Below are 26,911 nucleotides of genomic sequence, written 5' to 3'. Positions count from 1 at the left end.
AATTCTAGTAGTTTGTTAGTAAAAATTATACAACCAAGGATAGGTATGAATAGTATGAATAAAAATACTTACTATGAGCGCAACAACTTTTCAATTTACGAAGTAACAAACAAAACAGGTATCGAGTTAACTTTATCTGAGCTAAAACAAATTGAATTGGCTATGCTAATTACCCCAAAAGCATTAACAACTTTTATTAATATATTGCACAACCCTGCTAACTTAGATAAAAAGAAAAATTCGAATCAATTATGAAACAATATGGTTTTGTTAATTCAATTAATTTTGAAGCAACACGAACATTTTTAATCCGCCAAGCGCGTAAAGTAATTAACCTTATTGGTTCTATGTATTTGACTCCACAAAAATTGTATAAATGTGCTGAGTTTGGCGATGCTACCTATTATGAGAGATATGGAATTATAGGGTTTGGTAAGAGCTTTTTCGAAGTAGGAACTGACAGAAAAGTTGATACTATCGTTCACGAGTTTAGTCATGCGGTATGGACTTCTGAAGATACGGCATATAACGCTAGAACAGCTATGAAAGAGCTTAATATAATCGCGCGAAACGCACGAATAAATCAAAACGCCCAATATAGGAAAGAAATTCTATCCTCTTCATACGCATTTGAAAATGCAGTACGAGCAGCCCAATGAAAAAAATTATTATTCCCATCGTTTGTTTAATAAGTTACTCATCTCTTGTTAAGTCTGAAGAAGTTAAAGAAAGCCCTATCACTACCTCCTCTTTCACTTTTTGTCATCTAGATACTAAGTGTACAACGAATATTAGACTAGCTAACACAACACCGTATCAAGTTAAGATAAGCTCTCTCGCTTTTAATGAACAAGGAATCGATTTAAATTCGATGTATGTATTTGAAGAAAGTAGATACTACGATTTAAAAGAGAATAATTTAGATACAGGTATTTCAGAGCAACCCTTACAGGGACGCAGACGTGCCTACAAGCAATTATCATCATTAGAATTCGAGCCACTAGAAGTCAAGTTTATAGAGCTAAAGGGCATAGAAGAGAGGTTTGCATTAGAGCCTGGGAAAAGGTATATGGTAGGAACACTTACTCCATTTGTAAACTTGTACATTAATGGTAAATTTGCCGATATCATCACAATTAGAACAAACTATTCACTGTTAACAATTCCTACAGAAGATATGGAAATAAAAGAACGTCCAATAAAGCAGTTTGCTACGCCACACGGGTAATCAGTAGTAATAATCCACTAGCTCTGTTTAGTGGATATGAAGTGAGTTAGGATGATAGTGGCAGAACAAATTTGTTATTCCGACCATATCTTTTTTGAAAATGCAGTGCGAGCAGCCTAATGAAAATTTTAGTGAATATTATACTTTTTTTAATTAGTTACTCTACTTTTGCCAACTCTGAAGAAGTTATCGAAAGTCCTATTGCTGCATCTTCTTATACATTTTGTCATATAGATACTAAATGTATAACTAGTATAAGGTTGGCAAATACTTCGCCTTATCAAGTTAAATTAAGCTCTCTCGCTTTCAATGAACAAGGTATCGACTTAAACTCAATGTTCATATATGAAGTGGATGAATACTTCTCAATAAGAGCAGAAAACCCCAATGCAAAGGTCCCTGAACAACCTATACAAGGGCGCCGGCGTGCACACACAAAATTATCCTCGATAGAGTTCGAACCGCTTGAAGTAAAGTTTATTGAGCTAAAAGGCATGGAAGAGAGGTTTGCTTTAAACCCTGAAAAAAAATACTTAGTAAGTACAATTACACCGTTCGTCAACTTGTACATTAACGGTAAGTTTGTTGATATCATTACCATAAGAACGAAATATTCACTCCTAGCTATTCCTACAAAAGATATGGAAATAAAGGAACGGCCAATAAAACAGTTTGCTACGCCGCAAGGGTAACCTGCAATAATATACATACTTTGTTTAATGCCACTCAAAATTCTGCGTCAGCTTAAACCTTTATATATCAAGCCAGCTTAAAGTTGGCTTGATTATATATCTTGGCTAATTATCTAAAAACGTCCCTACTTCTTTACTCATTTGATCCACCAGCCATGTTGGCCCACCGTCGTGCATATCGTTATGGCGCGACTTTTCTATCTTTATTTGGCTAACAGGGAACTCTTTAAGCTCTGTATCGTTTAATAGCACGTTAGCATCAGCTGGGTAATCACTACCGCGCAGTGTCAGTACGCGTATATTTTTATTACGTGGGATCAACATGCGGCGGTGATCAAGTGTCACTATTTGGCTTACTTCCCCTGGATAAATTGAAGCGTATAAAGCTGATATATCACCGCCGTTAGAGTGGCCAAATAAAGTGAGTTTAGTAAAATCATACGCTGGGTATTTACTCGATAACTCATTAACTAAAAACTTAAGCGTTACCACACCGCGATGCCAGTTTTCCATGCGGGTGGTTAAATAAGGCTGTATGCGATTAAGCGAGGGGTCGGTTTTTAGCTCATGCGCGACTGCAATGCTTAAATAACCCTGTGCATTAAATAGCTTACTCGCAAACGTGTAGTCATTGTGGCTAATGCCGTAGCCTGCATTTACAAATGCTACAGGGCACTTTGCGTGTACGCTGCATTGATTACTCTCATTGGGGTATGTGATATTTATAGGGATGGTCCGATTGCGGCTTTGATCCACTATTACATCGTCATTAGCAAAGCTTAATGGTGATATTAAACTCGCGCTTAGGCTAAATGCACTTACTTTTAGTAACTTTTTTATTGTTTTATGCATGTTGTACTTATATAAATTATTGTTTTTAAATAAAAATAACTTTTACTATAAAGGTTAGCGCGCGCCATTGCTAATGTATGCGATAATACGGGTATTATTTTTAGTTAATTTAGAAAAGTACCCCATGAAATCATACAGCACTATTGAACAACGTATCGACATTTTGCAAAGTCGAATAGAAGCCTATAAAGAAGAAATTGCCGTGTTACAGGCCGAGCCAAAAAGTAACAACGAGCGTATTATTTTTAAATTTATTGAAACAGGCAGCACAGGTAAAACAAAAGACTTTGTCCGCGAACTTGGTATTAAGTCGCCGCGCGATAGCTTATATTCATCAGGTGATGTAACCAAATTAATCAAAGACGGCGCTGATGACATCACCCCTGCACTGCTTGAAATTGCCCGCACATTGGCAAACGCACGTAATAAAAATGGCCCTAGCTGTTAATACCAAGCTACAGGCCACTGTTTAATCTTATTAAAGGTTATTCATTGTTTAGAGGCTTGCAATATGCAGCTTCTAAACGCTCCTCACATATTAATCGCAAAGCTCAATGTTAAGGCTTGTCAGTAAATTAAGGGCTTCAAAGCGCTCAAACTTAGCCCCCGCTAACGTATTACTGTTTAAATCTATATTAAATTCTGTAGCCCCTACAAAGTCACACTCAGTTAAAGTGGTTTGAAAAAACTCACTATCGCGAAAATTACTTCCTGTAAATGTACTTTGCTTTAAATTGGCATGTCTAAAATCAACATTTTTTGCAAAGCAGTGAATTAATTTTAGTGATTTTAAAGTTAATTCATAAAAAGAGCTGTTACTAAGCTCACAGCTATTAAAGCTCACCGGCGCATCAATACTTAGCGCTCCCCAATAAGCATTGCTCCATTGCACGCTGTTTAACTTACAATGGCTAAAGCTTACATTTTCAAGCGAGCTGTATCCCCAATCAATGCTCGATAAATTGCAATGCTCAAAGCTGCACTCTATAAATCGACACGTTTTAAATTGCCCCTGAGATAAGTCGCAATTTATAAACGTACATGCTTCAAACTCTGTGTTTTCGAGAGTGTGTTTTGCTAGCTGTAAGGCACTAAATTGCTGATCGCAATAATAGTTATTATTAGAAATTGGCACTGTGACTACGTGTCCGTATTTAGGGTTGTTTAATGGGCATAAGGGCTGGTTTTTGGCAAATCTTGTTTAAGCGCTAATAAGGCGATAAAAATTAAGCCAAAGAGCGGAAATACCGCTAAGCATCCGCCCACAAAAGCTAAAACGCCCGGCATGGTGGTTTTGCGTTTACCTATTTTGTAGCTAATCAGCGCAAAAATTGGAATGCAAAACAAAATAAAAAAAGCTAAAAATTCACCAAATAATGTCAGACTAAACGACATAAGAACTCCCTCTCTATTGAATAATATTTGATACCAAGCAACTTAAATATTTAACTATTCTAGCGTGCTAAATAGACTAATAACTTAACACGATTGGTATGAACTGGTTTAAATTTAACCATAAAAAAACCCCTAGGCATACTCCTAAGGGTTTTTAAATCTAGCTAAGCGCATTTGTTGCGAGCGGTATTACTCTTCGCTAGGAATTGCTTTTTCTACCACACTGATTGCAAGCTCAGTTAACGAGTCGCTATTAGCTTTGCTAGGTGCATCGGTTAATAAGCACGATGCTTGAGTGGTTTTAGGGAATGCAATAACGTCACGAATGTTATCGGTACCACATAAAAGCATAACTAAACGGTCAAGACCAAAGGCTAAACCAGCATGTGGTGGTGTGCCGTATTTAAGGGCATCAAGTAAGAAGCCAAACTTGTCTTGTTGCTCTTGCGCATCAATCCCTAAAATTCTAAATGCTGCTTCTTGCATATCAGCATTATGAATACGTACCGAACCGCCACCTACTTCGTAGCCGTTTAATACCATGTCGTAAGCATCTGAAATAGCCGCGGCAGGGTTTGCTTCAAGCTCTTCTGCGCTAATATCTTTTGGTGCGGTGAATGGATGATGCACAGCATGTAACGTGCCTTCGTCATCTTCTTCAAACATTGGGAAGTCAACAACCCAAAGTGGCGCCCAGCTATCAAGGTTAGTGATTTCTAAATCAACACCAATCTTCAAGCGAAGCGCGCCCATTGCTTCGTTTACAACGTTGCGTTTATCGGCACCAAATAAAATAATGTCGCCCGTTTGTGCGTTAGTACGCTCAAGTAACTGGGTAATTACCTCTTCGTTTAAAAACTTAGCAACTGGAGATTGAACGCCTTCAGCGCCTGCATCGCGGTCGTTTACTTTCATCCACGCCATACCTTTAGCGCCGTAAATGCCAATAAACTTAGTGTAATCGTCAAGTTGCTTACGCGAAAGCTTAGCGCCACCCGGTACTGTTAATACAGCAACGCGGCCTTTTTCGTCATTAGCTGGGCCTGAAAATACGTTAAACTCTACGTCTTTTACTAAATCAGCTACATCAACAAGCTTCATTGGGTTACGTAAGTCTGGCTTATCAGAACCATAAAGGCTCATTGCTTCGCTGTAAGGCATAATTGGGAAATCGCCTAAATCAACGTTTAATAATGATTGCCACATTTCACGGATCATTTTTTCAGTCATACCACGTACTTGATCAGAGCTCATGAACGAGGTTTCTAAATCTATTTGGGTAAATTCAGGTTGGCGATCGGCACGTAAATCTTCATCACGGAAACATTTAACAATTTGGTAGTAACGGTCAAAACCCGACATCATCAACAATTGCTTAAACAACTGTGGTGACTGTGGTAATGCATAAAAGCTACCTTTATGAACACGGCTTGGTACTAAGTAATCGCGTGCACCTTCTGGTGTTGCTTTTGTAAGTACAGGTGTTTCAATGTCTAAAAAGCCATTGTCATCTAAAAAGCGACGAACAAAGCTGCTTGCTTTAGCGCGCAGTTTAATACGGTCGCTCATTTCAAGGCGGCGTAAATCTAAGTAGCGGTACTTTAAGCGGCGCTCTTCTGAATTGGTTTGATTAAAATCAAGCGGTAGCGGCTCAGAGCGATTAATAATAGTTAGCTCAGTACCTAAAATTTCCACTTCGCCTGTTGCCATGTCTTTATTTACTTGGCTTTCTGGGCGCGCACGTACAACCCCTTTTAACTGCACACAAAACTCTTGGCGAAGTTTGTTAGCGTTATCCATTAGTCCTTCAACCTCTGGATCGAATACAACTTGTACTAACCCTTCTCTATCGCGTAAATCGACAAAGATAAGTCCACCAAGGTCACGTCGTTTGTTGATCCAGCCACATAGTTCAACTTCTTGATCTACGTGAGTTTTATTTAGCTGTCCGCAATATATAGAGCGCATAGTTTTCCTGTCAGATAAAAGGCTTAAACGGTTATATTTATTTGTTTTAAGGCGTGTGATTTAAAAAACTGGTCACCACAATACAAATAAAGCCGCTAGCAATCTAAAAATAATCAAATTAAGCCCTGCATTATACCCAAGTAGTATCAAGATGCTAGGGCGTGTTGAACGTTGGTGGTTGAATTTGCAGCAAGCACCGTATGTATTTGGTACACTTACGCCACGAAGTCATTAAGCCACCCTTTTTATGTTATATATTGGATGCCCTCAGTGGTCGAGCAGCGCCTGGAAAGGCAACTTATTTACCCGCCAATGTAAAAATGCCGATATGCTAAGCCAATATGCCCAGCATTTTAATTCAGTTGAAGGCAATACCAGCTTTTACGCAGACCCAGCGCCAAGCACTGTTTTACGCTGGGCTCAAAGCGTACCCGAGGACTTTAAATTTACGTTTAAGTTTCATCGTCGCTTTAGCCACGAGCTTGCGCTTAGTAATGTTCAAACAGAACTTAATGACTGGCTTACGTTATTTGCCCCAATACTTGAAAAAACAGGGCAAATAATGCTGCAATTACCCAAAGCGTTTGGTCCAAGCGATTTACCTAAATTAACGCAATTTATTAGCTTGCTCCCCAAAGAGCTAAATTACGGCGTAGAAGTACGCCATAGTGGTTTTTTTAAAAAAGGTGAGGCCGAAATTGCCCTTAATCAGCTATTAATGGCAAATAATATAAACCGTATTTCTATGGATACCCGTGCGCTTTTTGCAGTAAAGCCCACCACCGAGGCTTTAATAGATGCACAACAAAAAAAGCCCCACTTACCGGTACATGCAATAGCTACTGGCTCGCAGCCGATGGCACGCTTTGTAATAGCCGATTTACAAAACGACTATAAACCCTTTTATAAACCGTGGCTCAATAAAGTAAAACAATGGCTTGATGAGGGTAAATCCCCGTATGTGTTTTTTCATACTGCTGATAACCGTGAATCTCCACTCCTTGCTAGGCAGTTTTGTGAAGACCTAGGGTATAATCACCCAGTATTAAATCCATTCAGCGGCGAAAAAGAAGCCCACCAGCCAACGCTTTTTTAAATAGAGAATAAAAATGAGTGAATACGCACGTTACTTTACCGGCTACCCAGCTAACATTGTTGAGCAAGTATTAAGCCTTATAAATAACAACAAGGTATGTGACTACTTACTTAAAAAATACCCACATGCGCACACCATCACCACCGACAAACTACTTTACAGCTACGCCACTGATTTAAAAAAGCAGTATTTAAAAAACGCCCCACCGTTTGGCCGCGCTGCATTTAAAAAACAAGGGGATATGGTTACCAACGCACTCGGTACTCACACCTACCGCATGCAGGGTAAAACCCGTAAGCACGATTTAGCCATAAACAGTGACTTACTGCGCGCACCCGAGCCACTGTTAAAAGCGCTAGTCGTACACGAACTCGCCCACTTTAAAGAAAAAGATCACAACAAAAGCTTTTATAAACTGTGCTGCCATATGGAGCCGCAATACCATCAGTTAGAGTTAGATTTGAGGATTTTTTGTGTGGTGGTGGCGATGGGAGAGAATCCTTATTCATGAACGGTCAGCGGTCAGCGGTCAGCGGTCAGCGGTCAGCGGTCAGCGGTCAGCGAAAAATAAATACAACCTAACTCGTAATCAAAGTTCTCAATAAAAAAACGCGATTTAAAATCGCGTTCTCTTTAGTAGCTTTTCTACTGACCGCTGATAGCTTAAAACTGACAGCTCAAAAGCACGTTGGGTTTCGCTTCGCTCAACCCAACCTACATTACAGCCCTAGCTCAGCCATAAAGTCATCATCGGCATCATCTTGTTCTGCTTCTTTTGACTTAGCTTTTGCTTTTTCAGCCTTTTGCTTAGCTTCGTTTTCGATAATGTCATCAGGGTCTATCGCTTCTACAATGTCAAAGTCATGTAGTTTAATAAACTCTGTTTTATCCATTGCCAGCTCTAGGTAAAAGATATTTTGGTTGCGCGTAGTAAAGGTTACGCGGCGTGCTTGTGGACGGTCCATTGTGGTATCAACCGATATTTGCACCTGTTTATTAATTGCCATCATTTTTGGCTGGTTTTGCGTAATAGAGGTATGTAACTGCTCACGCACTTTAGAAGTGAAGTCACCAACAATTTGATTCATCAGCTCGCCCATTACATTTGAAACGTCATCTGATAAATGACTGTGGGCAATTTCTTCTTCAGGCATGCCCATATTGCGCATGTAATCGCCGTAAATTTCCATTGCCGCTTGCGCTGTAAAATTAGTGACTACTAGCCCTGTAAAGCCACCATCAAATAATACAAAACAGCCAATATCTGGACGCATACAGGTGCGCGTTATTTTTTGCACCATAGCCGAGTAGCTAATTTCGTTACCACTGGCTGATGACAGAACACCCGTCACTGAATGACATAGGGTTGCTAATATATCGTCTGTGCTAATTACCTTACTTTTGCTCATTTAACGTTCTCTTTTATACTTATTATTCATAATTCTAGCCAAGCTACTGAATTTATCACTGACTATCCAGTATAAAATGTTAAAATAGTGCCATTATTTTTAAAGAGACTGCCTTAGTGAGTATAAAAGACAGTATTTACGCCTCTGAGCAACAAGTAAAAGATTTTAGCTTCGACCAAAATGTGGTTGAGGTTTTTCCAGATATGATTCAGCGCTCTGTGCCTGGGTATGCCACCATTGTAAGCACTATGGGTAAATTGGCCGGTGAATATGCGCAAAGTAATTCAAACCTTTACGATTTAGGCTGCTCGCTTGGTGCAGTTACCCTAAGTATGCGCCGTAATATTCGCACCGATAACTGCCACATTATTGCTGTAGATAACTCACAAGCTATGGTTGAGCGTTGTAAGGTTCATTTACAAGGCTTTAAATCAGACGTGCCTGTTAGAGTAACTTTAGGCGATATTAATGAGCTTGAGATTCAAAATGCCTCGGTAGTAGCCATGAATTTTACCTTGCAATTTATTCCGCCTTTACAGCGCCAAGCCGTGCTTGAAAAAATTTACGCTAACTTAAAACCCGGTGGCGTACTGCTACTTAGCGAAAAAATTAAAGCCGAAAACGAGCAGTGCGATAATTTGTTAATTGATTTGCACCACGACTTTAAACGCCACAATGGCTACTCAGAGCTTGAAATAAGCCAAAAACGTACTGCCATTGAAAACGTGATGCGCCCCGATACGCTAAGCACTCACTTTAATCGTTTAAGCGACATTGGTTTTAGCCAAACGCAGGTGTGGTATCAATGTTTTAATTTTTGCTCAATGGTAGCAATTAAATAAAGAGAGTGACTTATGTCTCAATGGTTTAACCAATTTTACGCAGCAATTGCACAAAGCCCACTTAGCCACTGGCTAGAAACCCTGCCCGCTCAATTAAAGCATTGGCAAAACGAGGCAAGCCATGGCGATTTACCAAAATGGCAAAAAGTACTTAAAAATCTGCCAGAAGTAAAAACAACCCACGTTGATATCGCCACTAAAGTAGAAATTGGCGCACCGGGGGAGATGAGTGATGGCGAGCAAAAACAAGCCACGCATTTATTAAAACGCATGATGCCATGGCGCAAAGGCCCCTTTACTGTACACGGTATTGAAATAAACACTGAGTGGCGCAGCGATTGGAAGTGGGACCGCCTACTTCCTCATATTGAGCCATTGAAAGGCCGCACAGTATTAGATATCGGCTGTGGCTCTGGCTATCACTTATGGCGTATGCGCGGTGAAGGCGCTGAATTTGTAGTGGGTATTGACCCTTCTGATTTATTTTTGTGTCAGTTTCAGGCCATTAAACATTACAACCCAGACGAAAACGTGCATTTATTACCATTAGGCGTAGAAGCACTACCCGAGCTTAAAGCGTTTGATACGGTTTTTTCTATGGGGGTGCTGTATCACCGCCGCTCGCCTATCGATTTTTTAGCGCAGTTAAAAGCGCAGCTTCGCCCAGGTGGCGAACTCGTACTAGAAACGTTAGTAATTGAAGGCGATGAAAACACCGTACTGGTACCTACCGACCGCTACGCAAAAATGCGCAACGTTTGGTTTATTCCAAGTACTGCTGCACTAAAACTGTGGATGGAACGCGTTGGCTTTAAAGATGTGAAAATAAAAGATTGCGCAATTACCACGCTTGATGAGCAACGCAGGACCGACTGGATGGAAAACGAATCGTTAGTTGATTTTTTAGACCCAAACGATACCAGTAAAACCATTGAAGGTTATCCTGCTCCACTTAGAGCAATACTAACTGCCAAAGCATAAATAACTAAAAAGCACCCAGGGTGCTTTTTTTGTGCAATTAACAAACTAATAGCGGACAAGTGTCCTTGTTAATTATTTCAAAACTATATTTGAGCTAGCCGCGCAGTTGCAATTGTTGTAAAATACGCGCGTTTCTAAGCTATCGAAAAGCAACCCCAAGCAATTATTTGAGGAAAACCTGTGAGCGAACAAAAACAGTCATTAAGCTATAAAGACGCGGGCGTAGATATCGACGCTGGTAATGCACTTGTTGAGCGTATTAAAGGCGTAGTTAAAAAAACGCGTCGTCCAGAAGTAATGGGCGGAATTGGTGGTTTTGGCGCTCTTTGCGAAATTCCAGAAGGTTACAAACAGCCAGTACTAGTAGCAGGTACTGACGGTGTAGGTACTAAACTACGTTTAGCTATCGACTTAAAAAAACACGACACTGTAGGTATTGATTTAGTTGCAATGTGTGTAAACGATTTAATAGTACAAGGCGCTGAACCCCTGTTTTTTCTAGATTACTATGCAACAGGTAAACTAGATGTAGACACAGCGGCCGATGTAGTAACCGGTATTGGTAAAGGCTGTGAGATTTCTGGCTGTGCCCTGATTGGCGGCGAAACAGCTGAAATGCCAGGTATGTACGATGGTGAAGACTACGACATGGCCGGTTTTTGTACCGGCGTAGTAGAAAAATCTAAAATTATTGATGGCACAAAAGTAGCAGCCGGCGATCAACTTATTGCCCTTGCTTCTAGCGGTCCGCACTCAAACGGCTTTTCTTTAATTCGTAAAGTACTTGAAGTATCAAACGCCGATACGAACCAAGTTATTGACGGAAAAACTCTAGGCGAGCACTTACTAGAGCCAACCCGTATTTACGTTAAACCTTTACTTGAGTTATTTAAGCAAGTAGACGTGCATGCCCTATCGCATATTACTGGCGGCGGCTTTTGGGAAAACATTCCGCGTGTATTACCCGATTCTGCAAAAGCAGTAGTTAAAGGCGATAGCTGGCAGTGGCCAACCGTTTTTAACTGGTTACAAGAAAACGGCAATATTACTACGCACGAAATGTACCGTACATTTAACTGTGGTGTAGGCATGGTATTAGTAGTACCAGGCGATGCGCTAGAGCAAAGCTTAAGCATTTTAAAAGAGCTTGGCGAAAACGCATGGCACCTTGGTGAAATTCAAGATGCTGTTGCCGGCGAAGAGCAAGTAGAAATTGTAGGTGGTGCTAAGTAATGGCACCCATTCGCTTAGTGGTATTAATATCGGGTAGTGGTTCTAATTTACAAGCCATTATTGATGCCTGCGAACGCGGCGAAATAAACGGACACATAGCGGCTGTTATAAGTAACAAAGCAGACGCTTACGGCCTTGAGCGTGCAAAACAAGCAGGTATTGCTACAAAAGTGCTCAGTCACAAAGATTTTGACTCGCGCGAGGCCTATGATGCGCAATTAATGAACGTTATTGACTCTTTTATGCCAAATCTAGTTGTATTAGCTGGGTTTATGCGTATTCTTACTCCTAGCTTAGTGCAAAAATATGTTGGAAAAATGTTGAACATTCATCCATCTTTGTTGCCTAAGTATCAGGGGCTGAATACCCACCAAAGAGCAATTGATGCAAAAGACGATGTTCATGGCGTAAGTGTTCATTTTGTAACTGAAGAGTTAGACGGCGGTCCCGTTATTCTTCAGGCGCAAATACCTGTACTCAAGGATGATACAGCAGAAACATTAGCTAAACGCGTGCACGAACAAGAGCATATAATTTATCCTTTGGTGGTCAAGTGGTTCAGTGAACACAGACTTACTATGGAAGCAGATTATGCAGTTCTTGACGAAAAACAACTTCCTGCACACGGCGCGCACTACCCACAATAAAAAAATAAGTGCCCTGCTGTTATGTGTGGGCGCTTTACTTCCTACTAGCCTAATTGCAGGCGAACTAACAGAGTATCAAGCCAGCTACGATATTTTACGCAAAGGTAAAAATCATGGCGAGGCAGTACGCGAACTTAAAAAAGTTGGCGAGCAAACATATCAACTTACTTATCACAGCAATATTGAGTGGATGATTTTCTCTGACAAGCGAGAAGAAACCTCAGTATTTACTTTTTTAGATAACAAAGTCACTCCTCATCATTACAATATGGTGCGTACCGGCACCGGCCCAGATAAAGATTATAAAATAGACTTTGATACACAAAATAAAGTGGTCACCAGCAGCACTAGCGAATACCCACTAAAGTGCGAATGGACTGACGAATTTCAAGATGCTATTTCGTATCAAGTACAAGTACGCGAAGGCTTAAAAAAAGGCGAAACTTATTTTTCGTTTCCGCTTATTGATAAAAAAGGCAATCGCCGCGACTACAACTTTGAAGTGGTTGGCAAAGAAATGATTTCGCTGCCAATTGGTAACGTAGAAGCTATAAAAGTAAAACGTTTATACGATAACGATAAACGCCAAGCCCTTGCCTGGTTTGCACCAGAAATGGACTACATGCTAGTACGTATGTGGAAAGGCGAAAAAGGCATGGAGCAGTTTGAAGTACAAATGAATTCATTTACCGTTACCCAGCCTGTTTCTACTCCAGTAAGCGAAAGCAGCGAAGTAAGATCAGAAGCGCCGTAAACACGGTGATAGCAAACACAAAAAAACGCGATTTTATATCGCGTTTTTTTGTGTTTACTTTTAGGCTATTTAACTAAATTAGTTCGCCCATTTTAAATAACGCAAACTCCCCTGGCTGCATTTTTTGCCAGCGTTCGTCGTTGGTTAATGGCCGTGTAGCTATTACTGTTACTACATCGTTTGGGGTGGTTTCTTCGTTAAAATCAACTACCATATCGGCATCAATTAACGTTGCTTTACCAAATGGTGCTCGGCGCGTTATGTAGTGTAAGTTATTCGTGCAGTACGCCAATACAAATACGCCATCGGTCAATAACATATTAAATACGCCCTTTTCACGTAGCGTATGCGAAAGCTTAGCCGCGTATCTAAATACAGAGGCCATATTAGAGGGGCGTTTTGGGTATTTTTCACGAATTTTATCTAGCAACCAACAAAACGCCAGCTCACTGTCGGTGTTGCCCACAGGGCGATAATATTGTGGTTTTAAATCGTGATAGTTAGATAACTGGCCATTATGTGCATAGGTAATTTCGCGCCCCCAAAGCTCACGAGTAAACGGGTGGGTATTTTCAAGGCACACTCGACCACGGTTGCCTTGGCGAATATGGCTAATTACCGACACGCTTTTAATGGGGTAAGCTTTTACTAGCTTGGCAATTTCTGATTGATAGCTTGGCTCAGGATCTTTAAAGGTTCTACACCCTTTACCCTCGTAAAACGTAATACCCCAGCCATCTTTATGCGGGCCGGTATTACCACCGCGCTCTAATAGACCTGAAAAACTAAAACAAATATCCGTAGGTACGTTGGCTGACATGCCAAGTAATTCACACATTAATAAACTAACCCTTAAAAAAAACGTATAAATAGCGCTGTACTTTGCTGTGCGCTACAACAGACATACTTACTTAAAAAAACTTTTTTGGCTAGCTGATTTACTGATTTTTAGCGCTTAAATAATCGCTGCGATTGAATTAAACACAGCAGTGGTGCATGCTTGTTCCTTAAAAAGGGAATAATGATAAGCATAATAGCTAGTTTGTCGTTAATTTAACGCTGTAATGTACTTGAAACTTACGCTCACTAGCGCTACTCTAACTGAGGTGGTCTGACCTCTATTAAGGAATAAGCAATGACACTCATATTTACACTCGGTTTAATCGCACTGCTCAGCATCGCGGTTTACCACAGAGCGAGTTGGAACACAGCACTTGGTGTTTCTGCCGCAACATTATTAATTGGTACCTTTGCAGGTGCTTTTGGTTTAATTAGCTGGTTGATCTTTTTGATCATCGCAGTTCCTCTTTCTGTTACTGGCATTCGTCAGCAATATATAATCAAGCCGATTTTTACTACCTTTAAAAAAGTAACGCCAAGCATGTCTGACACTGAAAAGTCAGCAATCGATGCCGGTACTACGTGGTGGGAAGCTGATTTATTTTGTGGTAACCCAGATTGGAAAAAGCTACACCAATACCCAGTACCAAAGCTGACTATTGAAGAGCAAGCCTTTATTGATGGCCCTGTAGAAGTAGTATGTAGCATGCTAGATGATTGGGAAGCAACACACGAGCTTACCGATTTACCGCAAGATGTATGGCAATATCTAAAAGATAATAAATTCTTTGCCATGATCATCAAAAAAGAATACGGCGGTTTAGAGTTTTCTGCGTTTGCACAATCATGTGTTCTGCAAAAGTTAACCAGTAAATCGACCTTACTATCATCAATTGTAGGTGTACCTAACTCGTTAGGCCCAGGTGAATTACTACAGCACTACGGTACAGAAGATCAAAAAAATCATTATTTACCGCGCTTAGCCCAAGGCCAAGAAATTCCATGTTTTGCATTAACCTCGCCAGAAGCAGGCTCTGACGCAAGCTCAATTCCTGATTACGGTGTTGTGTGTAAAAGGCAATGGAACGGTGAAGAAGTAGTAGGTATTAGCCTTACCTGGAACAAGCGTTACATTACTCTTGCACCAGTGGCTACAGTACTTGGTCTTGCCTTTAAACTACAAGATCCAGATGGTTTACTAAGCGACAACAAAGAGCCAGGCATTACCTGTGCACTTATTCCAACTAACACGCCAGGTGTTGAAATTGGTCGTCGCCACTTCCCGCTTAACGTACCATTTCAAAATGGCCCGACTCGCGGTAAAGACATTTTTGTACCCCTTGATTACATTATTGGTGGCCCAGAAATGGCTGGCCAAGGCTGGCGCATGCTGGTTGAATGTTTATCGGTTGGCCGTGCAATTACATTGCCATCAAACTCTGCCGGTGGCATTAAAACAATTGCCGTAGCAACAGGTGCATACAGCCGTATTCGTCGTCAGTTCCGTTTACCTATTGGTAAAATGGAAGGTGTTGAAGAGTCACTGGCTAAACTTGCAGGTTACGCTTACAGCTCAGATGCAGCGGTTAGTATGTCAACCGGTGCGGTAGATTTAGGTGAAAAGCCATCGGTTGTTTCAGCTATTATTAAATACCACCTTACCGAGCAAATGCGCGAGTCGACCATTCATGCAATGGACGTACTTGGCGGTAAAGGGATTATGCTTGGGCCAAATAACTATTTAGGTCGTGGCTATCAAGGTGCCCCTATTGCTATAACAGTAGAAGGTGCCAACATCTTGACCCGTAATATGATTATTTATGGTCAAGGTGCAATTCGCTGTCATCCATTTGTACTAACCGAGCTTGGTGCTTGTGAAATTGAAGACCGCGAAGAAGCGCTTAACGTATTTGATAAAGCGCTAATGGGCCACATTGGCTTTACAATGTCGAACCTTGTACGTACTAAGTGGCTTGCGCTTAGTGGTGCACGTTTTACTAGCGTACCGTACAAAGACGACACCGCAGAGTTTTACCGTATAGCATCACGCTTTAGTGCATCGCTTGCGCTTATGTCTGACATTAGCATGGCGGTATTTGGTGGCTCGCTTAAACGTAAAGAGCGCATTTCAGCACGTTTAGGTGACTTACTAAGCTACTTATATTTAGTGTCTGCAACGCTTAAACGTTATAACGACGAAGGCCGTAAACAAGAAGATTTAGCCCTAGTAAAATGGAGCTGTCAGGATCATCTTTACCACTGCCAACGTGCCCTTGCTGATTTAATTAATAACATGCCCTCTGCCCCATTACGTGGCGTATTAAAAGTATTGTTATTCCCGTTTGGCCGCCCGGTTCGTAAACCTACCGACAAACTTGAGCATAAATTAGCACAACTACTCCAAGTACCTAGCGAAACGCGTAACCGTTTAGCAAGCTATGTTTACTTAAAAGATGAGCCACTAAACCTAGTTGGCCGTCAAGAGCAAACACTTAAAGACGTACTGGCTGTAGAGCCGTTATTTGAACGAGTATGTAAAGAAAAAGGCCTTAAACTGCCATTCTTCCAACTTGATAAAGTAGCGCAAATGGGCCTTGAAGCTGGCATATTAAGCCAAGCAGAAGCTGATAAATTAGCCGCTGTTGAAAAAGCACGCTTAGATGTGATTAACGTTGATGACTTTGACCCAGCTGATTTATTAGCAGGCAAAGCCGCACGTAAAAGTGAAGACAGCAAAGCAGATGCAGCTTAACCCGTTAGGTTAACGCAGCCAACAGTCCGCCTGTTGTGATCATCCAAACCAGCGCGTAATGCGCTGGTTTTTTTTGCACGATAGCTTGTTGGATTGCGCACCAAATAATGCCAGTTAATAGCAACAAGCCACTTGCTTGGTTGAATAAAGCAAAAAAACCAATAAGCGAAAGTAAGAGCACAATTAAACTAGGAACAAATTGGCCAATAAAAAATGCTGTTTGCTTATTCTGCATTTTAAAAAACACACTATATTGTTGATGTAGATGACTACAATCAAATTGTAATGAACTACTAAACAACACCACAAAAGCTAGTGACAAAATACTAAATATATCAGCTAAATTAGCGCGCTCTTGTAGTAGTACCTCAAATGCCATAAATACGCACAACAATAAAGCACCTCGCCAAATCAAAGTCCAGCTGTTGTGTATAAAAAACATTAGCCAAAAGCCTGTAAGTGAGCTTAGATCTAACTTAGCTGCAAAATTAAAAGGTACCATTAAGGTGCTTAAGGCAAATAACAGCACAAAGACACACTGATAACTCAGTGGACTTACATCAAACGGTAACATTAGCCACATTGCAGATAACAAAAATCCATAAACAAGCGCTATTGGCTTGTATAAGCATAAAATGCCGAGGATAAATTGTAATAGTAAAAACACCAAAAAATGCGGCACCCTAAGCCACTGGTCTATGCTCAGGTCAATCGCAATAACAAGGCTTGCAATCAACCAGCCATTACTTAACAGCAAAAGCTTTATATCCACCAAACCAAGCCAATACCGCTTTACCAATGTCTGTTGAAATGCTCGTTGGGCTGAGTTTTTTATTGCAGACTTCATTGCGCTTAACATTACACTTTGTAGCAATAAATACAGCCAAGCCATTTGCGCACCATATTGAGGTGCATCACTACTATCAATAATTTTTCCAAGCCCTAAAAAAAGTAGCAATATCAAACCCAACACTGACGAGCCTAACACCACTAAAAATAACACCCCAAAGCTTTTCAGTTGTAATAATAATTGTGTAAGTTCAGTCTTGTATGCCTGAAAACGATAATCCATAAAAAAGCGGTATTGGCCAATTGATTGTTTTAAATTTGCAATCATAAAGGAATACACTCAAAGCCATGCAGTAAAAAAGGCTCGGGCTCGTGACAGGTAATAATTATTTGACCTTGTGGCTTATTTACTAAATATTCATCAAGTAAAATTAATAAATACTCAATACTCGCTTGATCAAGCGCTGCACTGGGTTCATCTAACAGTAAATACGGTGCATCGCGCATAAGCGCTAAAATTAACTGACACTTCTTTTGGTTCCCTGATGATAGAGCGTCAAAGCGCGTATTTAGAAATTCATTAAAATTAAATCCATCGACTATAGCTGTTGGCCAACAACAACCAAATGTATTTGAGGATAAGTTAATTATTTGCTTTGCTGTTAAAAAGTCGGGTAAAGCAATACTGTCAGAGGCAATAGCAATTTGCTTATGTGGTTCGGTTAATGTGTTTCCAGAAAACAAAAGCTCACCACTTTCGTAAGTTTCAAGCCCCGCTAACATCATCAATAGAGTTGTTTTCCCTTGGCCATTAGGTGCTTCGATGCATATTTTAGGTGCACAGAATCGCACGTTATAACCGTTGTACAATATGTTTTCAGCAAACTGTTTATGTAACCCAATGACTTCTATCATAAATACCCACTTTTCAACGAGTTATCATTATAGCGAATACTTATATAAAAACGATTTATGGTTTGTAACACTTTATTACTGTTTGCATATCAGAAATACTTGCGTTTGAAAAACGTTAGGTCAACACTTCTAAATGAAAACATAACTATAAACCAAGGAATGTACCTATGAAAAAAGCCCTCAAACTTGCCTGTATTACCTGTGCTGTATCTCTTGCATTAGCGGGTTGCAATCAATCTAATAGTTTAGGCTCTAGCGCTGTAAAAACTGAGCAAACACAACAAGTAAAAACCTACGACGCAAAAACTTTTTTTGACACCACCTCTATTATGGGCAGTAGTTTTTCACCAAGTGGTGATAAAGTGTTAGTCAGTAGCGATGAAAGCGGCATTTACAGCTTATACGAAGTCGATGTTAAAACCGGTAGTAAAACCCGCTTAACTAATTTTGAAGACAGTACTTACCCAGTACGCTATTTCCCTAATGATGAGCGTATATTGTTTACCAAAGACTCAGGCGGTAACGAACGGTACCATGTTTACGTGCGTGAAGTTGACGGTTCAATCAAAGATTTAACCCCTGGCGATGAAACACGAGCTGGCTTTGCAGGTTTTACAAAAGACGGCAGCCAGTTTTTTATCTCAAGTAATCAGCGTGATGCCAAATTTATGGATTTATATCGTGTAGATAGTGAAACCTATAAAGTGTCTCCTGTTTATCAAAATGAGCTCGGATTAGTTGTTGGCGCCATTAGCCCCGATGGACGCTTTATTGCTTTATCTAAAAATAATAGCAATAAAGACAGTGATACATACATTCTGACACTTATAAAAAAACCCTCAAGCCACAACTTATATCCCAGCATGATGATCCCGCAAAATATATGCCTGAAACCTTCTCTGCTGATGGTAAATATTTATATTACTCTACAGACGAAAAAGGCGAGTTTTCACAAATGTGGCGCTATGAGTTAGCCACAGGTAAGCACACGCCGGCCTTAGAAGATGAGTGGGATGTAACCTTTATCTATTTTTCTAAATCTGGTCGCTACCAAGTAAGTGGTGTCAATGCCGATGCCAGTACCAAAGTGTCTATTTTAGATACTCTGACAAGTAAACAAGTTGCTATGCCCGCCCTACCCAATGGTAATTTACACGGTGTGAATTTCTCAAGTGACGAGAAAACCATGGCGTTTTATTTAACCTCAGACACCTCACCAAGCAATTTATTTGTTTGGCAAGTGGGTAGTAATAAAGCTAAGCAGCTTACTAACACATTAAGTAAAGACATAGATCAAAACGACTTAGTAGAGAGCACCATTGTACGCTTTAAAAGTTTTGATGCTCTAGAAATACCAAGCGTGTTGTATAAACCCAAACAAGCCAACAGAAACAATAAAGTACCTGCGCTGGTGTGGGTACATGGTGGTCCTGGTGGGCAAAGCCGTACTGGTTACAGAGCAATGCAACAACATTTAGTTAATCATGGCTATGCTATTTTTGCAGTTAACAACCGGGGGAGTTCAGGGTATGGCAAAACATTTTTTCATTTGGATGATAAAAAGCACGGCACTGACGACTTACAAGATATTGTGTACGGTAAAAAGCACCTGCAGAGTTTAGAGTGGGTTGATGCAGATAAAATTGGCATCATAGGGGGCAGCTACGGCGGCTTTATGACTGCTGCAGCCCTTGCTTTTGAGCCGGAAGAATTCAAAGTCGGTATTAATATTTTTGGGGTTACTAACTGGGTAAGAACGCTAAACTCAATTCCACCCTGGTGGGAGAGTTTTAAAAAGGCGTTGTACGATGAAATGGGCGACCCTGCAACAGATGGTGAGCGTCATCGGGCTATATCGCCACTATTTCATGCTAAAAATATCACTAAACCTTTAATGGTAATACAAGGCGCTAACGATCCACGTGTTTTACAAGTTGAAAGCGATGAGCTCGTTGCCGCAGTCAAAGCCAATGGCGTGCCAGTAGAGTATGTATTGTTTGATGATGAAGGGCATGGTTTTACTAAAAAAGAAAACCGTATAACAGCCTCTAACGCTTACTTAAACTTTTTAGATACCTATCTAAAATAGCGCTTAAGCCCATACAACTATGGGCTAAATTTAAGATAAAAGCTGTGTGCTTGTTCGCATACAGTTTTTTATGCGTGACGCGTTAATTTTGGTTCTAATACCGCCAGAGCTAAACCTAAAACAGCTGCAAATAATCCAATAAACTCAAGCCAAGTATTACCTGGATGTGATATGTAGCGTGGGACAGCATTTGTTGTATAAACACGTTTACCACCCGTCACTTCTTCGACAAATGATTCACCGATATACTCATCCATTAATTTAAAAAGTTCAACACGCCTAGCAAGCATCTCTTTAAGTTTTGCTGTACGCTTTTCAGCACTGGGATCTATTATATAATCTTTCCAATGATTGAAAACATTGAGTGGTTCATCATTTTTAATAATTCCAATTGAGCGATACTCATAAAAATGTTCGTTAAACACATAATTTTTATGGCCTGCATAAAATAGTGCACACCCAAACGAAATTAAAAACATTGCTAAATAAATCAATTTACGCTGAGTTACTGAAGTGCTCACAGCTTTATTTTTATACCACTGCTCAACATCCGGTATCTGCATAAGCCTGGCTTTATCATGACTTGATACAAGCGGCTTCATAAACTCATCAATTGAAAGATCTAATGCTATCAATAAGGCTCTAAATATTTCATTCGAGGGAATTGATTTATCGTTTTCAAGTTTTGATATATACCCAAACCACCTCAAGATGCAGAATTCAGCGTCTCACAGGGGCTTAATATCAAGGCGTTACTTTGCAACAATGGCAGTCCCTTTTAAGAAGTAACAACGATGAGAGTAAGTGCCTGTGAAACGCCCAAAGGGTTGGTTTAAAAGCGATTGATACTGCGTTATTGATTTTAACAATAGAACCACTATTAATTGCAAGCAATGCCTTGCCTAAATCGCTTTTAATTCCAACTGAAACTCGCATCTTGAGGTAGTTTGGGTATGATTTTGCTCTATCCCTACTTGCTGGGCAAATTCAGGTTGGCTCAATTTTTTATTATTTCTTAGCTGCTTTACTTGTTGACCTAGTGTGCTCATTTTAGTGCTTCCTTTTTTAAAGTGAGACTAGATTCTTGGCTATTCATGCAGGTATAAGAAGCTGAATATTAAAGAATAGGCAGGAATATTAGCAGGTTAGCATTAAGTAGTCGATTATTTAGCTGATAGCTGATAGCTGATAGCTGATAGCCAAAGGGTAATTTATACAATTATTTAACCAAGGATTTTATAAGCTTGCTATTGAGGAAATAACAAGTGGCGGAGTGGACGGGACTCGAACCCGCGACCCCCGGCGTGACAGGCCGGTATTCTAACCAACTGAACTACCACTCCGCAGTGGTATGTGCATGGGGTAATGCACTTACTAATTTTGTTACGATATCAAATGGCGGAGTGGACGGGACTCGAACCCGCGACCCCCGGCGTGACAGGCCGGTATTCTAACCAACTGAACTACCACTCCGCAGAGATATCATATTACTTGTCATTACTAAATTTGTTGGCGGAGTGGACGGGACTCGAACCCGCGACCCCCGGCGTGACAGGCCGGTATTCTAACCAACTGAACTACCACTCCAGCATACAAATTTTGTAACATAACAGTGTTTAAATAGTGGCGGAGTGGACGGGACTCGAACCCGCGACCCCCGGCGTGACAGGCCGGTATTCTAACCAACTGAACTACCACTCCAGCGCGTATTTAAACTGTTAATTGGCGGAGTGGACGGGACTCGAACCCGCGACCCCCGGCGTGACAGGCCGGTATTCTAACCAACTGAACTACCACTCCATAATAAGAATATGTTTTACAACCATATGTTGTGTAAGTGTTGGCGGAGTGGACGGGACTCGAACCCGCGACCCCCGGCGTGACAGGCCGGTATTCTAACCAACTGAACTACCACTCCAGCGTCTACTTACAAATTGTCGAAAATTGGCGGAGTGGACGGGACTCGAACCCGCGACCCCCGGCGTGACAGGCCGGTATTCTAACCAACTGAACTACCACTCCGCATTTTCGTTTCTGCTTAGGTCTCCCTTTGCAGCGGCGTGAATAATACGAATCAGCCCCTACTTCGTCAAGGGCTTTTTTGTTTTTTTACAGGTTTTTTAGTCATCTGACATCGAAAGGTTTAAAATTTCACCTGATTTGTCACTTTTTGAGCCATTTTTGCCGACTTGATTTTTTTCTGCATCGGCGTTGCTCTCATCGTTTACTTTCTTTTTGTTTAAAAAAGGCAGTTTAAAGTTAAATTTGATTGGCTTTTTCTGTACAAAAATACGAATTGCTAACCACCCTAACAATAAAATGAGTAAATTACAGCCCACGATTAAAGTCACTAATGTAGAAGTGGCCATTTTTTCTTCAACGGGCTCAGCTTCCAAGGCCAGGTTTTGATCAATAAGCGTAGCAGGGTCTATTTCGGGCACTGCTTCTATTGGCCTTTCTATCTCAAATTTGTATGTTGGTATTGTGGCCATAAACTCACGACCGTTTATATTAGTGCCAAAAACAGACAGTTCAACGCTGTATCTTCCCCAATCATAGTTTTTAATTGCTAGTTGGCGTGTATCACCCGCTTGCGCGTCAATTGTAAACATTTGCTCTTCATTATTAGGGTAATAAATTTTTCCCTGCACAATAACGGTTTCAGGTTTAACTATGTTGCTATCTATATTAATAGTTAGCTGGTGATCGTCAGTATCAAGCTCTGCCAGTGCGACCTCAGATTTAAATGGCGGTTCATGCACAATGATAGGGTCTTGCACAATGCGTCGCTGTAATAAGGGGGTCGCTATATAGAGTTCTGGTGTCCACTGCCCTGCAGGAAAGTCTAATTTAAATTCGCCAGTAAACACTCCATCGTTAGGGCGTTCATCAAAGCCGCGGCCATCGTCTTTAAATTCGGCAACTTCTTGAGTGCCTGCACCAAAGTTTGCATAGCTTTCATCGTTGGTACTTACAAAGTCAACGTTTAGGCTAACTACATCTGTGAATAAGTTAGCATCGATAGGCTCATCATCATTTAAAATTTCGCCCGTTATTTTTATTGTCTCGCCTCTAAATAACATAGGAGGTAATGGCTGTGCTTTTAAAGACACTTCCCCTAACACCACAATGCGGCTGTCGGGCAAAATGCGGCCAATAACTTGCCATGGGCCAGCCATCGGTTTTTTTATGGTGATTAAGTCGTAACTAAGCTCATCAAACCAATCGAGGTTGGGATCTTTAACGGCGTTAGTGGCAAAGTACTTGCTGCCATCGGGCCTGACTAAAATAACCGCGGGCGAACCTGGCTTTCTAAAAAATAGTAAGGTTATTTCGTCTAATTGGCTGTCTATACGAAAACGGTTATCTAGCAGCGGTATTTCATTTTGTTCGCCGTCGCGTTTAAGCAGCTCTACTTGCTTAACGGCAAACGCACTGGCGCTAAACAGCGAGGTGGCGCACAATACAGTTATAAAATACATCGTTTTCATAGTTGGCCTTATTCAGCGCGCCATAAACAGTGGCCGCCTTCTTTGTCTACAAGATCGAGTCGTGCTTCGTGTGCGCTTTGCTCAGCGTCGTTTGCGCGCAATACAACTAAAGGTGCTCGGTCACTACTTAAGCGTCTTATGCCACCAGTCTGTTGCTCACTGCCGTCATCTTTATTTTGGTTTAAGTTTAGCTTGGTTTGCCCGCCCGTCATGGCAAGGTAAACATCGGCTAAAATTTCAGAATCCAGTAATGCGCCGTGTAATGTTCGTTTTGCGTTGTCTATATCGTAACGGCGGCACAAAGCATCTAGGTTGTTCTTTTGACCAGGATGCAAGTCACGCGCCATTTTAAGGGTGTCGAGAACTTGGCAGTACTCGTGCGTATTTGGGTAGCCTTGGTTAAGCAGCGCAAACTCGTTATCCATATGGCCCACATCGAACGGGGCGTTATGTATTACAAGCTCTGCACCTTTAATGTAGTCAAAAAACTCTTGCGCTATATCGCGATAAAGTGGTTTATCACGTAAAAACTCGTTGGTAATACCGTGAACATCTATTGCTTCTTCTTCAATGCTGCGTTGTGGGTTAATGTAAACATGAAAATTATTACCGGTTAAACGTCGGTTTATTAATTCTACACACCCAATTTCTATAATGCGGTGCCCCTGTTTGGGGTCGATGCCGGTGGTTTCTGTATCTAAAACTATTTGTCTACGTGCCATATCGAATTTAGCCTGACTCTGGTATCTTTCTATAATCACTTTATTGTACATAATATCAAGGTAAAACAGTGCAAAAAACCGTAGAGATTTACACCGATGGCTCATGTTTAGGTAATCCGGGCCCTGGTGGTTATGGTATTTTTATGATTTATAACGGCCACGAAAAAAAATTAAGCCAAGGGTATAAGCTCACCACAAACAACCGTATGGAAATGCTCGCTGCCATTGTTGCCCTTGAATCACTTACCCGCCCTTGCACCGTTAACCTCACCACAGATAGCCAATATGTTAAGCAGGGTATTGAGTCGTGGATTGCAAATTGGAAAAAACGGGGCTGGCAAACATCGGCAAAAAAACCGGTTAAAAATGTTGATTTATGGAAGCGACTTGATAGCGCTTGTAGCGAGCACACGGTTACATGGAAATGGGTAAAGGGACATAGCGGGCATAAATATAACGAAATAGTTGACGATTTGGCACGTGTCGCTGCAGGCAGTAGCAACCTACTTGATGATGTAGGGTATCAGCCTTAACCCGTCAAAGCTTTCGCACTTTTAATGCCATGAGTGTAAGGCTCATGGCTGGGTTAAAAAGTGCCTACTTACATTTTTTAACTATTATTATTTTTTTGCTCACACTGTTTAAAGTGCTGCTTTGAGGTTTGTCTGAGCCCTGCCCCTTTTACAGGTGAAAACTGCGGCCTTGCATGCCACTTAGGTTTTATAGGCGTAAGCGGAGCCACACGTTTTCGCGCCACCAGCATATACACACTCCCCATAGGTTTTAAATACTGTTTGGCAAAACTGCGCCAAAATGCAAACCGCGAAAGCCTGTTACCACGCGCAAGAGATGAGTAAATAAAGCGCTCATCGCTAATAATTTCAAACCCCAATAAATTAAGCCAATCTTTTACCCGCGCAGGCGTAAAAAAACGCCCCGTCCACGGCAGCTTTTGGCCGCTAAAGGGCAACATTTGCGCCAATCCACATAAACTAAACGGATTAAATCCGGTAATAACAATGTAACCACCGGGTATAAGTGTGCGATGCGCCTCGCGTAATATGTGATGTGGGTCTGAGTGATACTCTAAGCAGTGGCTTAAAATACACGCATCAACACTGTGCTCATAAAAAGGCAGTTCGTCTATATCGGCTATCACACCTGTGTAAGGCCCCTCTTCGGCAACACATACTTGGTGTTTTATAGTGCTTACGCTGGTATTAAGCTCGCCACTTAAATTACCTAATTTAAGCATATGGTAACCAAACATACGCGGCAGCCATTGATCCATTTTTTGTTCAATGTCAGCACGTAAATAATCCCCATGAGGGAACTGCTGCCATGACAGCGGTTTGGGTCCTTCTTGAAAACTAAGGGCTGGTTTCATTTTTATAGCTCGTTATACTAGGTGTTACCCGTCACTTTATAGAGCAAATTAATATGGTGCAAGTTAAAGCAATTAAAGCATTTTCTGACAATTATATTTGGTGTTTAACTACCCATAATAGCGACCTAGCATGGGTGGTTGACCCGGGCGATGCTCAGCCCGTTATAGCGCATTTAGCAGAGCATAACTTACAACTTGATGGCATTTTAATTACCCATCATCACAGCGATCATACCGGTGGCGTAGCCGAGCTTGTAAAACAGTTTTCAAACATTGCAGTGTACGGTCCTATTAACAGTCCGTTTGCGGGGATCACCAATACACTGGTTGATGGCGATAGCATTGAGGTATTGGGTACGCGTTTTAACATTATTACCACCCCTGGCCATACCCTTGATCACATTTGTTATATTCATGAAGAGTTGGCTTTTACCGGCGATACGCTTTTTAGTGGGGGCTGTGGGCGATTATTTGAAGGGACGCCTGAGCAAATGTGGGAGTCGTTTAATAAGCTGCGTGAGCTACCTAAAACCTGCAAAGTGTATTGCACGCATGAATATACGCAAGCTAATTTAGCATTTGCAAAAGCCGTTGAGCCGCGTAACCCTGAGCTACTCCAATACAGCGACAAAGTAGATGCACAGTGTGCTAAGGGCGAAATTACACTGCCAAGTACAATAGGCCAAGAGCTTAAAGTTAATCCATTTATGCGCAGCGACCTACCTACTATTACAGAGTTAATTCCAAAAGAATTTGTGTTGGTTACAAAAAACAATGAACCATGGGAAAACTTTGCAAGTCTGAGACGATTCAAAGACAACTTTTAGTT

Annotated in this window: 28 protein-coding genes, 7 tRNA genes and 1 pseudogene; 16 read left to right on the top strand and 20 right to left on the bottom strand. The window is 41.1% G+C overall.

All coding sequences use genetic code 11. The annotated features are described in order from the left end of the window. Positions 1–45: 45 nt before the first annotated feature. The 4 genes from OIZ54_RS13885 to OIZ54_RS13870 all read left to right on the top strand — a co-directional run bounded on the left by OIZ54_RS13885 (position 46) and on the right by OIZ54_RS13870 (position 1,920). A complete protein-coding gene (locus tag OIZ54_RS13885; protein WP_232510927.1) occupies positions 46–255 on the top strand; it encodes a hypothetical protein in 210 nt (69 codons plus the stop codon). Next, positions 252–659, top strand: coding sequence for a M35 family metallopeptidase (locus OIZ54_RS13880; RefSeq protein ID WP_232510928.1), 408 nt, complete (start codon positions 252–254; stop codon positions 657–659). Before OIZ54_RS13885 ends, OIZ54_RS13880 begins: the two co-directional genes overlap by 4 nt. Continuing rightward, positions 656–1,228, top strand: coding sequence for a hypothetical protein (locus tag OIZ54_RS13875; protein WP_096739846.1), 573 nt, complete (start codon positions 656–658; stop codon positions 1,226–1,228). The genes OIZ54_RS13880 and OIZ54_RS13875 overlap by 4 nt, the downstream gene beginning before the upstream one ends. Positions 1,229–1,347: 119 nt before the next feature. Further along, entirely contained in the window at positions 1,348–1,920 is a 573-nt protein-coding gene (locus OIZ54_RS13870; RefSeq protein ID WP_096739847.1) for a hypothetical protein, read from the top strand. A gap of 105 nt (positions 1,921–2,025) precedes the next feature. Here the strand turns inward: OIZ54_RS13870 and OIZ54_RS13865 are convergent, their stop codons facing one another. After that, positions 2,026–2,772, bottom strand: coding sequence for an alpha/beta hydrolase (locus tag OIZ54_RS13865; RefSeq protein ID WP_096739848.1), 747 nt, complete (start codon positions 2,770–2,772; stop codon positions 2,026–2,028). Between the two features lie 124 nt (positions 2,773–2,896). Here OIZ54_RS13865 and OIZ54_RS13860 point away from each other — a divergent pair, with 124 nt between their 5' ends. Beyond that, positions 2,897–3,220, top strand: coding sequence for a hypothetical protein (locus OIZ54_RS13860; RefSeq protein WP_004588950.1), 324 nt, complete (start codon positions 2,897–2,899; stop codon positions 3,218–3,220). A gap of 90 nt (positions 3,221–3,310) precedes the next feature. Here OIZ54_RS13860 and OIZ54_RS13855 read toward each other — a convergent pair whose 3' ends face one another. The 3 genes from OIZ54_RS13855 to aspS all read right to left on the bottom strand — a co-directional run bounded on the left by OIZ54_RS13855 (position 3,311) and on the right by aspS (position 6,135). After that, positions 3,311–3,907, bottom strand: coding sequence for a pentapeptide repeat-containing protein (locus tag OIZ54_RS13855; protein WP_264390626.1), 597 nt, complete (start codon positions 3,905–3,907; stop codon positions 3,311–3,313). Between the two features lie 29 nt (positions 3,908–3,936). Next, positions 3,937–4,167, bottom strand: a complete 231-nt coding sequence (locus OIZ54_RS13850) for a hypothetical protein (RefSeq protein ID WP_264390625.1) — start codon at positions 4,165–4,167, stop codon at positions 3,937–3,939. Positions 4,168–4,356: 189 nt separating this feature from the next. Further along, positions 4,357–6,135, bottom strand: coding sequence for an aspartate--tRNA ligase (gene aspS / locus OIZ54_RS13845; protein WP_029772588.1), 1,779 nt, complete (start codon positions 6,133–6,135; stop codon positions 4,357–4,359). A gap of 247 nt (positions 6,136–6,382) precedes the next feature. Here aspS and OIZ54_RS13840 point away from each other — a divergent pair, with 247 nt between their 5' ends. Beyond that, complete coding sequence (locus OIZ54_RS13840) at positions 6,383–7,231, top strand: DUF72 domain-containing protein (protein ID WP_096739850.1); 849 nt, start codon at positions 6,383–6,385, stop codon at positions 7,229–7,231. Positions 7,232–7,244: 13 nt separating this feature from the next. Beyond that, positions 7,245–7,742 carry a M48 family metallopeptidase gene (locus OIZ54_RS13835; protein ID WP_055255240.1) on the top strand — a complete coding sequence of 166 codons (498 nt, stop codon included), beginning with the start codon at positions 7,245–7,247 and terminating at the stop codon, positions 7,740–7,742. A gap of 208 nt (positions 7,743–7,950) precedes the next feature. On the opposite strand, the gene OIZ54_RS13830 is transcribed toward OIZ54_RS13835, so the two are convergent. Continuing rightward, positions 7,951–8,640 (bottom strand): DUF3334 family protein, encoded by a 690-nt coding sequence (locus tag OIZ54_RS13830; RefSeq protein ID WP_004588943.1) that lies wholly within the window; start codon positions 8,638–8,640, stop codon positions 7,951–7,953. 116 nt (positions 8,641–8,756) lie between these two features. Here OIZ54_RS13830 and cmoA point away from each other — a divergent pair, with 116 nt between their 5' ends. From cmoA to OIZ54_RS13805, 5 genes are all read left to right on the top strand, one after another. Beyond that, on the top strand, positions 8,757–9,482 hold the full coding sequence (gene cmoA / locus OIZ54_RS13825) for a carboxy-S-adenosyl-L-methionine synthase CmoA (RefSeq protein WP_064386949.1): 726 nt from the start codon (positions 8,757–8,759) through the stop codon (positions 9,480–9,482). Between the two features lie 12 nt (positions 9,483–9,494). Then, entirely contained in the window at positions 9,495–10,463 is a 969-nt protein-coding gene (cmoB, locus tag OIZ54_RS13820) for a tRNA 5-methoxyuridine(34)/uridine 5-oxyacetic acid(34) synthase CmoB (RefSeq protein WP_064386948.1), read from the top strand. Between the two features lie 180 nt (positions 10,464–10,643). Continuing rightward, positions 10,644–11,696, top strand: coding sequence for a phosphoribosylformylglycinamidine cyclo-ligase (gene purM, locus OIZ54_RS13815; protein ID WP_029772582.1), 1,053 nt, complete (start codon positions 10,644–10,646; stop codon positions 11,694–11,696). Further along, positions 11,696–12,343, top strand: a complete 648-nt coding sequence (gene purN / locus OIZ54_RS13810) for a phosphoribosylglycinamide formyltransferase (protein WP_004588939.1) — start codon at positions 11,696–11,698, stop codon at positions 12,341–12,343. The genes purM and purN overlap by 1 nt, the downstream gene beginning before the upstream one ends. A 16-nt stretch (positions 12,344–12,359) precedes the next feature. Beyond that, positions 12,360–13,097, top strand: a complete 738-nt coding sequence (locus OIZ54_RS13805; protein ID WP_029772580.1) for a DUF3108 domain-containing protein — start codon at positions 12,360–12,362, stop codon at positions 13,095–13,097. Between the two features lie 73 nt (positions 13,098–13,170). Here the strand turns inward: OIZ54_RS13805 and OIZ54_RS13800 are convergent, their stop codons facing one another. Beyond that, positions 13,171–13,935: a class II glutamine amidotransferase gene (locus OIZ54_RS13800; protein WP_004587229.1), complete on the bottom strand. Its 765-nt coding sequence runs from the start codon at positions 13,933–13,935 to the stop codon at positions 13,171–13,173. Between the two features lie 297 nt (positions 13,936–14,232). Between OIZ54_RS13800 and fadE the strand changes: the two genes are divergently transcribed. Continuing rightward, positions 14,233–16,689, top strand: a complete 2,457-nt coding sequence (fadE, locus tag OIZ54_RS13795) for an acyl-CoA dehydrogenase FadE (protein ID WP_264390624.1) — start codon at positions 14,233–14,235, stop codon at positions 16,687–16,689. 4 nt (positions 16,690–16,693) lie between these two features. Here the strand turns inward: fadE and OIZ54_RS13790 are convergent, their stop codons facing one another. Together OIZ54_RS13790 and OIZ54_RS13785 are read right to left on the bottom strand one after the other, a co-directional pair. Continuing rightward, positions 16,694–17,806 carry a DUF6136 family protein gene (locus OIZ54_RS13790; RefSeq protein ID WP_264390623.1) on the bottom strand — a complete coding sequence of 371 codons (1,113 nt, stop codon included), beginning with the start codon at positions 17,804–17,806 and terminating at the stop codon, positions 16,694–16,696. Beyond that, a complete protein-coding gene (locus tag OIZ54_RS13785; protein WP_264390622.1) occupies positions 17,803–18,393 on the bottom strand; it encodes an ATP-binding cassette domain-containing protein in 591 nt (196 codons plus the stop codon). Before OIZ54_RS13785 ends, OIZ54_RS13790 begins: the two co-directional genes overlap by 4 nt. Before the next feature lie 167 nt (positions 18,394–18,560). Here OIZ54_RS13785 and OIZ54_RS13780 point away from each other — a divergent pair. Then, a pseudogene (locus OIZ54_RS13780) lies at positions 18,561–20,482 on the top strand (alpha/beta fold hydrolase). 68 nt (positions 20,483–20,550) lie between these two features. On the opposite strand, the gene OIZ54_RS13775 reads toward OIZ54_RS13780, so the two are convergent. From OIZ54_RS13775 to dnaQ, 11 genes are all read right to left on the bottom strand, one after another. Beyond that, the gene (locus tag OIZ54_RS13775; protein WP_264390621.1) at positions 20,551–21,117 is read right to left on the bottom strand and encodes a transcriptional regulator; all 567 of its coding nucleotides are present in this window, start codon (positions 21,115–21,117) and stop codon (positions 20,551–20,553) included. Between the two features lie 267 nt (positions 21,118–21,384). Next, positions 21,385–21,531, bottom strand: a complete 147-nt coding sequence (locus tag OIZ54_RS13770; RefSeq protein ID WP_223230549.1) for a helix-turn-helix domain-containing protein — start codon at positions 21,529–21,531, stop codon at positions 21,385–21,387. Between the two features lie 217 nt (positions 21,532–21,748). Further along, positions 21,749–21,825, bottom strand: a tRNA-Asp gene (locus OIZ54_RS13765). 53 nt (positions 21,826–21,878) lie between these two features. After that, positions 21,879–21,955 (bottom strand) — tRNA-Asp (locus OIZ54_RS13760). 37 nt (positions 21,956–21,992) lie between these two features. Then, positions 21,993–22,069: transfer RNA gene (locus tag OIZ54_RS13755), tRNA-Asp, on the bottom strand. A 37-nt stretch (positions 22,070–22,106) separates the two neighbouring features. Next, positions 22,107–22,183 (bottom strand) — tRNA-Asp (locus tag OIZ54_RS13750). A 22-nt stretch (positions 22,184–22,205) separates the two neighbouring features. Further along, a tRNA-Asp gene (locus OIZ54_RS13745) sits at positions 22,206–22,282 on the bottom strand. A gap of 41 nt (positions 22,283–22,323) precedes the next feature. Continuing rightward, positions 22,324–22,400: transfer RNA gene (locus OIZ54_RS13740), tRNA-Asp, on the bottom strand. A gap of 27 nt (positions 22,401–22,427) precedes the next feature. After that, positions 22,428–22,504, bottom strand: a tRNA-Asp gene (locus tag OIZ54_RS13735). Between the two features lie 98 nt (positions 22,505–22,602). Next, positions 22,603–23,973 (bottom strand): TIGR03503 family protein, encoded by a 1,371-nt coding sequence (locus tag OIZ54_RS13730; protein WP_004585982.1) that lies wholly within the window; start codon positions 23,971–23,973, stop codon positions 22,603–22,605. A gap of 8 nt (positions 23,974–23,981) precedes the next feature. After that, positions 23,982–24,695 carry a DNA polymerase III subunit epsilon gene (gene dnaQ, locus OIZ54_RS13725; RefSeq protein WP_004585981.1) on the bottom strand — a complete coding sequence of 238 codons (714 nt, stop codon included), beginning with the start codon at positions 24,693–24,695 and terminating at the stop codon, positions 23,982–23,984. A 68-nt stretch (positions 24,696–24,763) separates the two neighbouring features. On the opposite strand from dnaQ, the gene rnhA reads away from it, so the two are divergent. Beyond that, positions 24,764–25,228: a ribonuclease HI gene (gene rnhA / locus OIZ54_RS13720; RefSeq protein ID WP_264390620.1), complete on the top strand. Its 465-nt coding sequence runs from the start codon at positions 24,764–24,766 to the stop codon at positions 25,226–25,228. Positions 25,229–25,305: 77 nt separating this feature from the next. Here rnhA and OIZ54_RS13715 read toward each other — a convergent pair whose 3' ends face one another. Beyond that, positions 25,306–26,082, bottom strand: coding sequence for a class I SAM-dependent methyltransferase (locus OIZ54_RS13715; protein ID WP_004585979.1), 777 nt, complete (start codon positions 26,080–26,082; stop codon positions 25,306–25,308). Between the two features lie 53 nt (positions 26,083–26,135). On the opposite strand from OIZ54_RS13715, the gene gloB reads away from it, so the two are divergent. Further along, entirely contained in the window at positions 26,136–26,909 is a 774-nt protein-coding gene (gloB, locus tag OIZ54_RS13710; RefSeq protein ID WP_264390619.1) for a hydroxyacylglutathione hydrolase, read from the top strand. The last annotated feature ends 2 nt before the right edge of the window (positions 26,910–26,911 follow it).

It is taken from the genome of Pseudoalteromonas sp. A3 (assembly GCF_025942345.1).
Lineage (GTDB): Bacteria > Pseudomonadota > Gammaproteobacteria > Enterobacterales > Alteromonadaceae > Pseudoalteromonas > Pseudoalteromonas atlantica.
The sequence above is the reverse complement of the archived record's forward strand: the minus strand, read 5'-3'. Positions and strand labels throughout refer to the sequence as shown.